Source organism: Vibrio sp. PNB23_22_6, assembly GCF_052877535.1.
This window is the reverse complement of sequence record NZ_JBNFXP010000012.1, coordinates 1-13,133: the sequence shown is the minus strand read 5'-3', so window position 1 is coordinate 13,133 and position 13,133 is coordinate 1. Positions and strand designations below refer to the sequence as shown.

The window sequence follows — 13,133 nt, the reverse complement described above, 5'->3', positions numbered from 1 at the left end:
AACCTACCTATTAGACACTTTTCAATGAAAAGCATCTCAGTTTCTCTCTTAATCAATGTAAATCGTTCTCAATTACATTTCAAAGTTGGCAATCGTTAAACTGAAATTCATTTTCTCAATTGTATATAATTTATTCGCATTTAATTTCTTGAAGAACCTTTGAACTAAAACTAGCCTTTAACATAATTATAACAAAGCATGTTGAACACGCAGTTTTTATGAATTTTAGTAAGTTTGTTCGATATTTGCATTGGGAAGCAAGGAAGCTCGCGTAAGCGCAGCGGCTGAGCAGAGGAGAGATCTTTTGAAAAGATTAGCAACTACTCTAGCCATAGTAACGAATGTGATTTTTATCACATTTTCATCGTGCGCTTGGTCAGAGCAGAATGATTACAACATGACAAAAGGCGTTACCGCAATAAGTGAGCAAGTGTTTGAATTGCATATGCTTATCTTTTATATCTGTTGCGCTATTGCCTTAGTAGTTTTTGGCGTTATGTTCTATTCCATCATCCGCCACCGTAAATCAAAAGGAGCAGTTGCCGCGAATTTCCATGAAAGCACAAAAGTGGAAATTATCTGGACCGTTATTCCCGTCATTATCCTCATCGCAATGGCTATTCCTGCGACAAAAACGCTGGTGGCGATGGAAGATACCAGCCAATCGGATCTCACGGTAAAAATAACGGGATCACAATGGAAGTGGCATTACAGTTATTTTGGTGAGGATGTTGAGTTCTTCAGCTTACTCGCAACTAGCCAGAAAGAAATCGATGGAATTGAAGCAAAAGGAGCGCACTACCTACTTGAAGTAGACAACCCACTCGTGTTGCCCATTAACCGTAAAGTGCGCTTCTTAATGACATCTGATGATGTAATTCACTCTTGGTGGGTTCCCGATTTTGCAGTGAAGAAAGACACGATCCCCGGTTTTATTAACGAAGCATGGACCAAGATTGATAAGCCTGGTGTTTATCGCGGCCAGTGTGCAGAACTCTGTGGTCGTGCGCATGGCTTTATGCCGGTTGTTGTTCACGCGATGGTTGAAGAAGAATTTGACCAATGGTTGTCAGGAAAGAAAGAAGAGATGGCATTGCAAAAAGCCGCAGCTCAGGAGGCCCTATCTCAAGACTTATCGATGGGTGACCTGATGGCACAAGGAGAATCTATCTACACGGCACGTTGTGCAGTGTGTCATCAAGCGAATGGTGAGGGTATTCCTGGTGCATTTCCTGCAATAAAAGGCAGTGCCATTGCTCAAGGTGAAGTTGATACTCACATCGATGTGATCGTCAATGGCCGGGCAGGCACCGCAATGCAAGCTTTTGCGAACCAATTAAGCGACCAAGAAATCGCAGCGGTGATTACTTACCAACGTAATGCGTGGGGTAATGACACAGGTGATACCATTCAAGCATCGGACGTTAATACCTTTAAGGCGCAAGAAACTGCCAAGGAGGAGATATGAGCAAGTCATTTGAAAAAGCGGTAAAGTCAGCGCCTGTAGAAGCGCAAACCAGTGCGAATACCACTATTGCTATTGATGACAGCCACGACCATGATCATGCACCAAAGGGTATTGCTCGTTGGATCTATTCAACAAACCACAAAGATATCGGCACACTCTATCTTTGGTTTAGCTTTGCCATGTTTCTCACTGGTGGCGCGATGGCAATGGTCATTCGTGCAGAGCTATTTCAACCGGGCTTACAGTTAGTAGACCCTCAGTTCTTTAACCAGATGACTACAGTTCACGGTTTAGTGATGGTGTTTGGTGCGGTCATGCCTGCTTTTACTGGCCTTGCTAACTGGATGATCCCAATGATGATTGGTGCTCCTGATATGGCACTGCCACGCATGAATAATCTAAGTTTCTGGATTTTACCTTTTGCCTTCCTCATTTTGATTGGCTCATTGTTCTTACCTGGTGGAGGTCCTGATTTTGGCTGGACCTTCTATGCACCACTTTCAACAACTTACGGGCCAGATAGTACTGCGTTATTTGTTTTCTCTGTGCATATAATGGGTATTAGTTCGATAATGGGTGCCATCAACGTGATCGTGACCATCGTCAACATGCGAGCGCCCGGTATGACTTGGTTTAAGCTGCCAATGTTCGTTTGGACATGGTTGATTACGGCATTCTTACTCATCGCCGTAATGCCCGTGTTGGCTGGGGCAGTTACCATGGTATTGACCGATAAATACTTTGGAACCAGCTTCTTTGATGCCGCGGGTGGCGGTGACCCAGTGATGTTCCAGCATATTTTCTGGTTCTTTGGTCACCCAGAGGTATACATTATGATTTTACCATCGTTTGGTATTATCTCGGCCATCATTCCGGCTTTCAGCGGTAAGAAACTTTTTGGCTACCACTCAATGGTTTACGCCACTTGTAGTATCGCACTGCTCTCATTCCTTGTTTGGGCTCACCATATGTTCACGACGGGGATGCCGGTATTTGCAGAGCTCTTCTTTATGTATTGCACCATGTTGATTGCAGTGCCCACCGGAGTGAAGGTCTTCAATTGGGTGGCAACCATGTGGAGAGGCGCGTTGACATTTGAAACGCCAATGCTATTTGCCATTGCTTTTATCGTATTGTTTACCATTGGTGGTTTCTCAGGCTTGATGCTTGCGATAGTACCCGCAGATTTCCAGTATCACGATACCTATTTTGTGGTCGCGCATTTCCACTATGTACTGGTCTCCGGCGCAGTGTTCTCCATCATGGCTGCCGTTTACTACTGGCTGCCCAAATGGACAGGGCATATGTATGACCAAAAACTGAGTCTCTGGCATTTCTGGTGTTCAGTGATTTCGGTGAACGTGCTGTTTTTCCCAATGCACTTTTTAGGGTTGGCAGGTATGCCAAGACGTATTCCTGATTATGCGATTCAGTTTGCGGATGTGAATCAAATAGTCTCAATTGGCGGTTTTGCCTTTGGCTTGTCACAGCTGATCTTTTTGTGGTTGGTGATCAAATGTATTCGTGGTGGTGAAAAAGCATCAGCGAAACCGTGGGAACGTGCGGAAGGATTAGAATGGACGGTACAAAGCCCAGCGCCGTACCACACATTTACAACGCCCCCTAAAATCGATTAATGGACATTCGAGGTGATTGAGATGCAATCCAAATCATCCAACAAAAGACTGACAATCAAGCTGTTATTGGCAACGGCATTGATGTTTGGTTTTGGTTTTGCTCTGGTTCCTCTTTACGACATTATGTGCGATGCGCTCGGAATCAACGGTAAAACCAGTGATGTCGCCTCGATACAGCCGATAGGTATGCAACCAGACATCAGCCGTACCATTCGCGTTGAATTCATGGCACATGTGAGCCCTGATATGCCATGGGAGTTCAAACCGAAAGTGCTCTCTATGGATGTGCATCCGGGGGAAGTGGTTCAGACCGAATATCTTGCTTTTAATCAAAGTGACCAGAACTTGGTTGGACAAGCGGTGCCTTCTGTCTCCCCCGGTACTGGCGCAGCGTATTTCAATAAAATCGAATGTTTTTGCTTTAATCAACAACCCCTAGATGGTAAGCAGCAAGCAAGCATGCCTTTGATCTTCTATATCGAACCCGACGTGCCGAACTCGATTCACACGTTGACGCTGTCTTACACACTCTACAAGCTTTCTCCTCAATCGGGCGATTCGTCAGTTGTTAGCCTCTCAAGGAGCGAGATACAGGCCAATAAGCCTCTGCAAGGAGAGAATCAATGAGCAACAAGCCTGAAACGTACTATGTCCCGGCCCAAAGCAACTGGCCCATTGTTTGCGCATTTGCCCTTTTCTTAGTGGCCGTAGGCGCTGGATTGACTGTCCAAGGAACCCAAACTGAGAGTGCGATTGGAACCTTAGGTGTCATTATTCTAACGTTTGGTGTGATATTTCTACTTTACATTGTGGCGAGGTGGTTCAGCAACGTGATTACAGAATCGCTTACCGGGAAATATAATGCTCAAATAACGCGCTCTTTTCGTCAAGGAATGAGTTGGTTCATTTTTTCTGAAGTGATGTTTTTTGGGGCATTTTTTGGAGCGCTGTTTTACGCAAGAATGATTTCGGTGCCTTGGTTGGGTGGGGCTGACAACAATTTTATGACCCATGAGGTGCTGTGGCCTAATTTTGAAGCAATATGGCCTTTAACGATGACGCCTGCAGGTGATATTACTCAGGCAATGCCTTGGGACGGTATACCTCTAACCAATACGATTATCCTGCTATTGTCTTCAGTTACGTTACACATGGCACATGTGAGTTTGGAAAAAAACCATCGTACAGCACTCATTGTCTGGTTAGAAATCACCATCGTACTGGCTTGTTTCTTTTTGTATTACCAGGTTGTGGAATATGGGCATGCATATGAAGAAATGAATCTAACTCTACAATCAGGGATCTACGGCAACACCTTCTTTATGCTGACGGGTTTTCATGGTTTGCATGTGTGTCTCGGTACCATTTTCCTGATTGTATTGTTGTTTAGAATCGCCAAAGATCACTTCTCTCCAAAAGATCATTTTGCGTTTCAAGCAGGCAGTTGGTATTGGCACTTCGTGGATGTGGTCTGGCTATGTTTATTTGTGTTCGTCTATGTGCTGTAAAGCTAGTAAGGGCGAGGGTTCGGCGTAATCATCCCGGTGCTTAATGCGATAAGAAGAAGTATGACCACCAAGGCAGAAAACATGACACGACGACCTAGATAGTGGCTCATTGGTTTAACTTTTTTCTCAGCATTGTCTGGATCTTCTCGAACCATTTCGATTAGTGCTTTTGCGAGGTTGAAAATGATGAATAGCAGCAAAAGAACCAGCGTTAATTTGAACAGAAATACGGTGGACATAGCACCTCCAGGTTCGTCGTTATGGTTATCGAAGTGGGTGTGGTTAGCTGTTTGTTTAACTGTGGCTGTGTTTTCTCTTTTGGTCAAACTGGGTTTTTGGCAACTCGAGCGTGGGCATCAGAAACGACTTCTAGAGCAGTCAATTTTAGCCAGATCGGATGCCCCTTATCAGGACATATCGACGGTATTGGATACTAACGATTGGCGTGAAGAAAATGTGATGGGGATAAAGGTCAAAGCAGAGATCAAACCGGAATCTTTGCCACTTATTCTACTAGATAATCAGACGTTTGAAGGTAAAGTGGGTTATCTCGCATTTCAAGTTGTTTCTTTGAGTCAAGATCCAGCGATACTGACACTCTTAGAGTTGGGGTTTGTTCAAGGGGAAAGAACACGGTCATTGTTGCCGAATGTTAGTGCTCTCGCTAGACCACTCACTGTCACCGGACGTTTATATCGCAAGTCGACTAACCCCTTGAGTTCCGCCTTGATGGCGGAGATGAGAGATGTCATTCGTGTGCAGAACCTCAATATTAACCAGTTAAGTCAGTTATTGGATAGAGAGTTGATGCCAACGATTTTTCAGCCCGACAATTTAGATAACTGGCCGTATCCCTTTCCGTGGAATCCCGTACCACTAACGAGTTCTAAACACTTCGGTTACTCGTTTCAGTGGTTTTCTATGGCTAGTGTTTTCTTACTTATTTCGGTGATTATTTTTGTTCGATCGATAAGAAACAGAGCGTCACATGGAGGTGAAGCATGACATCAGCAGTAACTAAAGGGCGAATTGTTCTGATTTCGTTGGTTTGTTTATTCGCATTTCCGGCGGTCATGGCAAAATTAGTGCTTAGCCAAGGTTGGTATAAGACCGGAGTGACAAATAGAGGTCAGTTGATTGAGCCTTACACTACGTTAGGTCAACTTGGGCAAGCATCGCCTTTGGTGGAGAGAGGTTGGCAACTGGCTTATGTCTTGCCAGCGGAGTGCAGGGAACAGTGTCAGCAACAACTCCATTTAATGCAGCAAAGTCATATCGCGCTAGGTAAGTATCAAGAGCGTGTCGTGCCAGTCATTTGGACATCTCAACGATCGGGCTCTGTAGGGGGAACAATGGCCGTGATGCAAATGAATGACGCTTTATCAGCTAAAGTGCACCAGGGACAAGTGTTAATTGTTGATCCATTAGGGCAATTGGTCATGTCTTACACCTCTCAGCCTAATGAAGACCTAGTGGCACTCAGTAAAGATATGCTGGCAGATCTACGAAAATTATTGAAATTGTCTCGAGTTGGGTAGGGGGGAAGTTCATGACATTGATACGACTGGTTAAAATCAGTTTATGCCTTACGCTAGTGGTGATCATGTTAGGCGCATATACCCGTCTAGCTGATGCGGGTCTCGGTTGCCCAGATTGGCCGGGTTGTTATGGACAATTGTTGGTACCACAATCAGAAGCTGAAGTGTTGAAAGCGAACGCCTCGTTTCCTGAACGTGCGGTTGAGCAAGATAAAGCATGGTTAGAAATGATTCATCGCTATTTTGCTGGTACGCTAGGGCTTGTCATTCTTGTTATAGCAATAGCCTCAGCGAGAGCTAAACAAGTCGACGCCACTATTCCAATCTTGTTGTGCCTATTGGTGATAGGGCAGGCTGCGCTTGGTATGTGGACAGTGACCCTTAAGCTTATGCCAGCTATCGTTATGCTTCATTTAATCGGTGGTTTTACGCTTTTAGCACTACAAATGGTGTTTTTGTGTCAGTTAGCATCACAGAATAACGTCGATTTTCCACCCTCGTCAAAAATAGTTCGCGTGCTCTCAATCGTGACTTTTGGTGTCGTGTTCAGTCAGGTGTTATTAGGGGGATGGACATCATCTAATTATGCTGCGCTAATGTGTACAACATTACCCATCTGTGAAGGAAATTGGATAAGTTATCTGTCGTGGAAAGAGGCATTTTCTTTTTGGCAATCAGGATTTGATAGCTATGAGTTTGGGGTGTTGGATTATCCTGCGCGAATGACGATTCATATAACGCATCGTATTGGTGCGATCGTGACGACTGCTGTCGTATTGACATATTGCTATGTATTGCTGCAACAAGGATCTCAGTACCTACAGAAAATCGGCAAATGGCTGTGTTTTACACTGGTTTGTCAAATCCTACTTGGTGTGAGCAACGTGCTCTTTCAGTTACCCATTTTTATTGCTGTTGCGCATAATATCGGTGCAGCGGTGATGCTGAGTTTAGTTTGCATCAGCCAATTTTATTTGTGGCAGGGAAAGGCTTGTTGGAATGATAAAGCGAAAGGAGTTCGCTATGAGTAAAGAAATTGCGCTATCACTAGAAAGTCGTAAGAAGATGGGGTCAGCGTACTTGAAGCTAACTAAGCCGAAGGTTGTGGCGCTCATGTTAATTACAGCCATTGTTGGAATGAGTTTAGCTCCGGTCGCTTCTTTTCCTTGGCTACAAGCCATATTTGGTTTAATGGGTATTGGCTTAATGGCGGGTTCTGCTGCAGCATTTAATCATTTGATAGATAGACGTATTGATGCTCGTATGGCTAGGACGCATAACCGCCCACTACCATCAGGTGAACTCAACCCCACTTCCGTCAGTATTTTTGCGACTAGCTTAGGCCTTTTTGGTTTCTCTGTACTTTATGTGTTTGTCAATGCACCTACGGCGTGGATGACATTTCTTAGTTTGCTGGGGTATGCGGTGATCTACACCATGTATTTAAAACGAGCTACCCCACAAAATATCGTGATAGCTGGGATAGCTGGTGCCATGCCACCGCTTTTGGGGTGGACGGCTGTGACAGGAGAGCTTCATGCCAATGCTTGGTTGTTGGTGATGATTATTTTTATTTGGACGCCCCCTCATTTTTGGGCGTTGGCGATTCATCGGGTAGAGGATTACCGAAAAGTTGAGATCCCAATGTTGCCCGTTACGCACGGTGTCGAATACACCAAAACATCGATTCTGCTTTATACCGTGTTGCTTGCCTTAGTTTGTATATTGCCTGTTTTGGTTGGTATGGCTGGTTCGGTTTACTTATTCTCATCACTCTTACTTAATGCCGGATTCGTTTACCACGCTTGGAAGCTTAAGTTCTCCCCAGAATCTAACAGCGCGATAGATACGTTTAAGTTCTCTATCTACCACCTCCTTGCTCTATTTGTGACGTTGCTTGTAGATCACTATATCGGCTTGTTTATTCTTTTATAACCATCAGTTTTAAATCATTTTTGTCACCGCACCTTTAACTAACGTGCGGTTTGTGTTTGTGAGTAACGATGTATACCCAAGTGACATGCCCTCAAATGTCGAGTTGTCTTGGCCTACATATTTTGTTAACACCATTTTTTAGATTCACTCAGTCTTCAAATTGTTACCTTGCTTGATAACCGAATCATTCTCACAGAGCCAATCGCTTGGAGGCTCGTTGTGTATCACTTAATGTAGAATTTAATTGGATTGTATTATTAGAGAACCCAAGCGCAACAGTGATTTGAATGATGGGGGAGAAAAAGGCGGTAAGAACGCTGAAAGTTAGTAGGAAAGCATAATTTGAAGCAAACAAAAGGGATGGCGAGCCATCCCTTAGAGTTTAGAACGTAGTTCTAATTAATTATTGTACAGTTGTTTTAATTGTTTCTTGGTATTCAACTTCTTCGTATTGGAACTCAGGAACAACAACTTCGACACGACGGTTTTTCTCACGACCTTCTGGAGTGCTGTTGTCAGCGACTGGATCTTCTTCACCCATGCCTTTTACTGTAAAGCGATCTGCATCAATACCTGCAGCAATGAGATAGTCGGCAACTGCTTGAGCACGACGCTCAGACAGTTTTAGGTTGTATGCTGCTGGACCTGAGCTATCTGTGTAACCTGTGATTTCAACTTTAGCTTGTGGGTATTCATTCAAGAAGTTTACGAAGTTGTTTAGGCGTTCAGATACTTCGTTAGTGAGCTTAGCGCTGTTGAATTCGAACGTTCCTGTGCCGTACTCTTCTTTGTGCGTTTTCGTTAGCACTACAGCTTCTTGAACCACTTCTTCTGTGACTACTGCGGCTGCCACAGGTGCTGCTGCGAACTTATAGTTAACACCAATACCGAAGAAGTTTGCGTCCATATTCTTCCAGGTATCATCTGTCATATCGTGATAGCGTTGGTATTCAGCTCTTACACTCCAATTACGATCGATGTCATACTCTGCACCCAACGAACCTGTTGGAACAAAGTCTTTTTCGTCACCAGACATCATGTAAGCGCCACCGATTTTTGCAAACAAGTTCCAAGTATCGTTGAGGTGCCAGTTGAATTTAGGCGCAAGCGTTAGTGCGGCAAGACGACCGTCGATGATATTAACAACGTTGCCAGATTTAAAATTAGCCTTATAGTGACCTAGCCAATCAACACCATATTCTAAACCGATAATATCGGTGAAATCGTAACCGATGTGTAGCCCAACACCAAAAGAGTCATCATCACAAGGGCTGTTTAGGTAGCAGGCATCACCTAGCGTAGTCATGCCTACCTTGCCCCCAACGTACATTTCAGCTGAAGCAGAGTTCATTAAAGCGCTACCACTGGCTACCACTGCTGCTACTGCAATTGCTACTTTCTTCATAATCTTTCCTTGTATTGATTGCATATTAACTTCTACTTTGTCTTTAAAATTTTTGAAAACGAGTAGTTATAAGATATCAGTTTCATATAGCTATTACCTAACATTAAGCAACAATAGCTTAGAATTCAATACACTTTTCGTCTCACTATCTCCCACAAACTTCTGATATTTCTTACATTGTAGACAAGATTTTTAAAGTTTTTAGAAAATGCATGATTATTTTGAACTTTTTCCGTAAACGATGTTTTACACCGAAGTTTTATGTAAACGGCTGTTCCGGTTTGCATTTTTTTTGAAAAAGTGATTGAAACTGTGGTGGTAAGCCGATAACGTGTTTAAACCAACACAACTAGATGAACCTAGAGCCCTTTTATTACTTGTTTTGTGAACAATGTTGAAGTGAATAACGTTGGGTAAAAATACTGGGTTAGAGAACGCAACCAGGAAGTAGAAGTAATGTTTCAAACTGATGATGTAAGAATTAATAAAGTAAAAGAGTTATTGCCACCGGTAGCGGTGCTAGAGAAATTCCCGGCAACTGAAACCGCTTCTTCGACCACTTTTGAATGCCGAAACTCAATTCATAATATTTTGGAAGGTAAGGATGACCGGTTGCTTGTCATCGTCGGTCCGTGCTCGATCCATGATCCAGAAGCGGCAGTAGAATACGGGAAGAAACTAAAGGTATTACGTGACGAGCTTAGTGACCAGCTAGAAATCGTAATGCGAGTGTACTTTGAGAAACCGCGAACGACTGTCGGTTGGAAAGGGCTTATTAACGATCCGTATTTGAATGACACCTTTAAGCTAAATGACGGTCTTCGTATAGGACGCAAGCTGCTGCTTGACCTGACGGACATGGGGCTTCCTACTGCAAGTGAGTTCCTTGATATGATCACGCCTCAGTACGTTGCGGATTTGATTAGCTGGGGGGCCATCGGTGCTCGTACCACTGAATCTCAAGTGCACCGTGAGTTAGCATCAGGTTTATCTTGTCCTGTTGGCTTTAAGAACGGTACTGACGGTAACATCAAAATTGCAAGTGATGCGATTCGTTCAGCGAGTGCTTCCCACCATTTCTTATCAGTGACGAAATACGGTCATTCTGCCATCGTAGAAACGGCTGGAAACCCTGACTGTCACATTATTCTTCGTGGCGGAAAAGAGCCAAACTATAGTGCTTCTCATGTTGCACTGATCAAAGATGAGCTAGAAGCGGCTGGTTTACCAAAGAAAGTTATGATCGACTTTAGCCATGCGAATAGCTCGAAGCAATTCAAGCGTCAAATGCTGGTATCTGATGATGTGTCTGAGCAGCTATCTGCTGGGGAAGATGCGATTTTTGGTGTCATGATCGAATCTCACCTCGTTGAAGGAAGACAAGATCTTATCGATGGTAAAGCGGATACGTATGGTCAATCAATTACAGATGCATGTATCGGATGGGACGATACTGAAACGGTTTTACGTCAGCTATCTGATGCAGTGAAAGCGCGTCGCACAAGATAGCGCCTAAGTTTCCAATATTAAGAAAAAGCCAGCAGCACGCTGGCTTTTTAATGTTTGAACCACTTATAGTCGTCGAAATAGGAGTGAGTTATTACGGTTGAATATCTCATGTATTTTAGCAACCAATCCATTAAGGTGTTGTAGAGACTAGAAAATACTCAAGGAATGAGATGAATAGAAACGTATGGCTTTTATCGCTTTGCCAAGCTTTACTGATGACAGGAAATATCCTATTGATTTCCGTTATCGCTCTAATCGGTAAGCAAATTGCGCCTTCATCCAGTCTGATTACGCTGCCTGTGGCGTTACAGTTTCTTGGTTTGATGTCCGCAACAATTCCTGCTTCTTTGATTATGGGTAAGCTAGGGCGGAGGCTGGGCTTTAGTGTCGGCAATATTATTGGGGTTATTGGAGCATCGTTAGCGACCTATGCTCTTACTCTGCAAAACTTCTCGCTATTTTGTGCTTCCACCTTCCTGTTAGGTGTTGGGATTGGGTTTGGTACGCTCTATCGATTTGCTGCTATTGAAGTGTGTGATGAGTCAGTAAGGCACCGAGCTATTTCAATCTCAATGGCGGGTGGTGTATTGGCTGCTGTTCTAGGACCGAATTTAGCCGTCTATTCCCAAAATTGGTCAACAGATGGCTTGTACACCAGCGCGTTCGCTGTTTTGATTGTGTTGTATATTACTGCGCTTATTTTGCTGCAAACCATTCGGTTTCCTGCAGCCCACACCCAAAATATTCATGTGAAATCCGATCCGCTCAAAATTATCGTGCGCCGCCCCAACTTCATGATCGCAGTATTAGCAGCAATGGTGGCTTATGCGGTGATGAACATTTTGATGACCGCGACGCCACTTGCCATGATTGGTTGTGGATTTGATTTCACCAGAGCAGCAGGTGTAATCGAATGGCATGTATTGGGAATGTTTGTTCCAGCTTTTTTCACTGGTCGATTGATTGAACAGTTTGGCGCGAAGAAGATGATTATAGCTGGCAGTATGTTATTCATTGTCTGTATCGCGATCAATAGGCACGGCGTGTCAATTTGGCACTTTAGTATTGCTTTGATTTTGCTAGGTGTAGGTTGGAATTTTATGTTTATTGCAGCGACGAGTTTGTTTAGCCAAAGCTACGAAGTGAAGAACAAAAGTAAAGCGCAAGCATTCAATGAGTTCTTGGTGTTTAGCTGTGTCACCGTCACCGCATTACTATCCGGTTGGCTGGAATCGACAGTTGGCTGGCAAAACCTTAATTTGTATGTTCTTCCTTTTGTTCTTTTGATAATAGCGATATTTATCGTAAACGCGAACAGCAAGCAGCAATCTGAGTGGGCGTAACTTTTCTTATTAGCTCAATATGTACGCTTCTCAATTATTGATGATTTTATAATTTAATGGGTCGATATATGTTGCAAGTTTGGCTTTTTTTATTAGCTGATTTGTAATCAAAACAGCAGACAGTTAAAAGAGCAAGTGCAAGACTTCTATCGACTGGCCAACCAGTTTGAAGAGAAGTAATTCGACATAGATATTTGGAAACGTTGCTGAAAATAGATAGCTAAAATAAAGCCCCGCCGAAGCGGGGCTTTTCAGTTTTCAAATTCGCAATAGAGAAAACTGATAGTACTAAGCGATTAAGCTAGCAGCTCTTTTGCTGTGTTCACTACGTTTTCTACCGTGAAACCAAACATTTCGAATAGTTGCTCTGCCGGTGCAGATTCACCGAACGTTGTCATACCGATGATGCGACCGTCGAAGCCAACGTACTTGTACCAGAAGTCAGCGATGCCCGCTTCGATAGCGATACGTGCGGTTACGTCTGATGGCAGTACAGATTCACGGTAAGCCACGTCTTGCTTGTCGAATGCATCTGTTGATGGCATTGAAACAACGCGTACTTTCTTACCTTCAGCCGTTAGTTGCTCAGCCGCTTTCACTGCTAGTTCTACTTCAGAGCCTGTCGCGATTAGGATCAGCTCAGGCTTGCCATCGCTGTCTTTCAGGACGTAAGCACCTTTTGCGATATCTGCAACTTGTTCAGCCGTACGCTTTTGTTGCGCTAGGTTTTGACGAGAGAAGATAAGTGCCGATGGCCCATCTTTACGTTCAATCGCTAGCTTCCAAGCTA

13 protein-coding genes are annotated in these 13,133 nt (G+C 43.8%); 10 read left to right on the top strand and 3 right to left on the bottom strand.

The features are described from left to right. Positions 1-304: 304 nt before the first annotated feature. The 4 genes from coxB to ACVA54_RS11110 are packed head-to-tail and all read left to right on the top strand — an operon-like array spanning position 305 to position 4,613. Positions 305-1,468: a cytochrome c oxidase subunit II gene (coxB, locus tag ACVA54_RS11125; protein ID WP_099078157.1), complete on the top strand. Its 1,164-nt coding sequence runs from the start codon at positions 305-307 to the stop codon at positions 1,466-1,468. Beyond that, positions 1,465-3,105: a cytochrome c oxidase subunit I gene (gene ctaD, locus ACVA54_RS11120; protein WP_099078156.1), complete on the top strand. Its 1,641-nt coding sequence runs from the start codon at positions 1,465-1,467 to the stop codon at positions 3,103-3,105. Before coxB ends, ctaD begins: the two co-directional genes overlap by 4 nt. Positions 3,106-3,126: 21 nt before the next feature. After that, a complete protein-coding gene (locus ACVA54_RS11115) occupies positions 3,127-3,732 on the top strand; it encodes a cytochrome c oxidase assembly protein (protein ID WP_099078155.1) in 606 nt (201 codons plus the stop codon). Further along, the gene (locus tag ACVA54_RS11110; protein WP_099078154.1) at positions 3,729-4,613 is read left to right on the top strand and encodes a cytochrome c oxidase subunit 3; all 885 of its coding nucleotides are present in this window, start codon (positions 3,729-3,731) and stop codon (positions 4,611-4,613) included. Before ACVA54_RS11115 ends, ACVA54_RS11110 begins: the two co-directional genes overlap by 4 nt. 2 nt (positions 4,614-4,615) lie before the next feature. Here ACVA54_RS11110 and ACVA54_RS11105 read toward each other — a convergent pair whose 3' ends face one another. Beyond that, the gene (locus ACVA54_RS11105; RefSeq protein ID WP_172438048.1) at positions 4,616-4,852 is read right to left on the bottom strand and encodes a DUF2909 family protein; all 237 of its coding nucleotides are present in this window, start codon (positions 4,850-4,852) and stop codon (positions 4,616-4,618) included. On the opposite strand from ACVA54_RS11105, the gene ACVA54_RS11100 reads away from it, so the two are divergent. From ACVA54_RS11100 to cyoE, 4 genes are read left to right on the top strand one after another with little or no spacing between them, the layout of a single operon-like run. Then, on the top strand, positions 4,851-5,618 hold the full coding sequence (locus ACVA54_RS11100; protein WP_099078346.1) for an SURF1 family protein: 768 nt from the start codon (positions 4,851-4,853) through the stop codon (positions 5,616-5,618). The two genes, ACVA54_RS11105 and ACVA54_RS11100, sit on opposite strands and share 2 nt — an antisense overlap. Beyond that, the gene (locus ACVA54_RS11095) at positions 5,615-6,151 is read left to right on the top strand and encodes a cytochrome oxidase biogenesis cluster protein (protein ID WP_099078153.1); all 537 of its coding nucleotides are present in this window, start codon (positions 5,615-5,617) and stop codon (positions 6,149-6,151) included. Before ACVA54_RS11100 ends, ACVA54_RS11095 begins: the two co-directional genes overlap by 4 nt. An 11-nt stretch (positions 6,152-6,162) precedes the next feature. Then, the gene (locus ACVA54_RS11090) at positions 6,163-7,182 is read left to right on the top strand and encodes a COX15/CtaA family protein (protein ID WP_099078152.1); all 1,020 of its coding nucleotides are present in this window, start codon (positions 6,163-6,165) and stop codon (positions 7,180-7,182) included. After that, complete coding sequence (gene cyoE / locus ACVA54_RS11085; protein WP_099078151.1) at positions 7,175-8,086, top strand: heme o synthase; 912 nt, start codon at positions 7,175-7,177, stop codon at positions 8,084-8,086. The genes ACVA54_RS11090 and cyoE overlap by 8 nt, the downstream gene beginning before the upstream one ends. Positions 8,087-8,489: 403 nt before the next feature. Here cyoE and ACVA54_RS11080 read toward each other — a convergent pair whose 3' ends face one another. Next, complete coding sequence (locus ACVA54_RS11080) at positions 8,490-9,491, bottom strand: OmpA family protein (RefSeq protein WP_099078150.1); 1,002 nt, start codon at positions 9,489-9,491, stop codon at positions 8,490-8,492. 456 nt (positions 9,492-9,947) lie between these two features. On the opposite strand from ACVA54_RS11080, the gene aroG reads away from it, so the two are divergent. Together aroG and ACVA54_RS11070 are read left to right on the top strand one after the other, a co-directional pair. Further along, a complete protein-coding gene (gene aroG, locus ACVA54_RS11075) occupies positions 9,948-11,000 on the top strand; it encodes a 3-deoxy-7-phosphoheptulonate synthase AroG (RefSeq protein WP_099078149.1) in 1,053 nt (350 codons plus the stop codon). Positions 11,001-11,170: 170 nt separating this feature from the next. Beyond that, positions 11,171-12,343, top strand: coding sequence for an MFS transporter (locus tag ACVA54_RS11070; RefSeq protein WP_446580314.1), 1,173 nt, complete (start codon positions 11,171-11,173; stop codon positions 12,341-12,343). A 296-nt stretch (positions 12,344-12,639) separates the two neighbouring features. Here ACVA54_RS11070 and ACVA54_RS11065 read toward each other — a convergent pair. Continuing rightward, the coding region (locus ACVA54_RS11065) for a transketolase-like TK C-terminal-containing protein (protein ID WP_446649606.1) at positions 12,640-13,133 on the bottom strand (494 nt) is incomplete at its 5' end.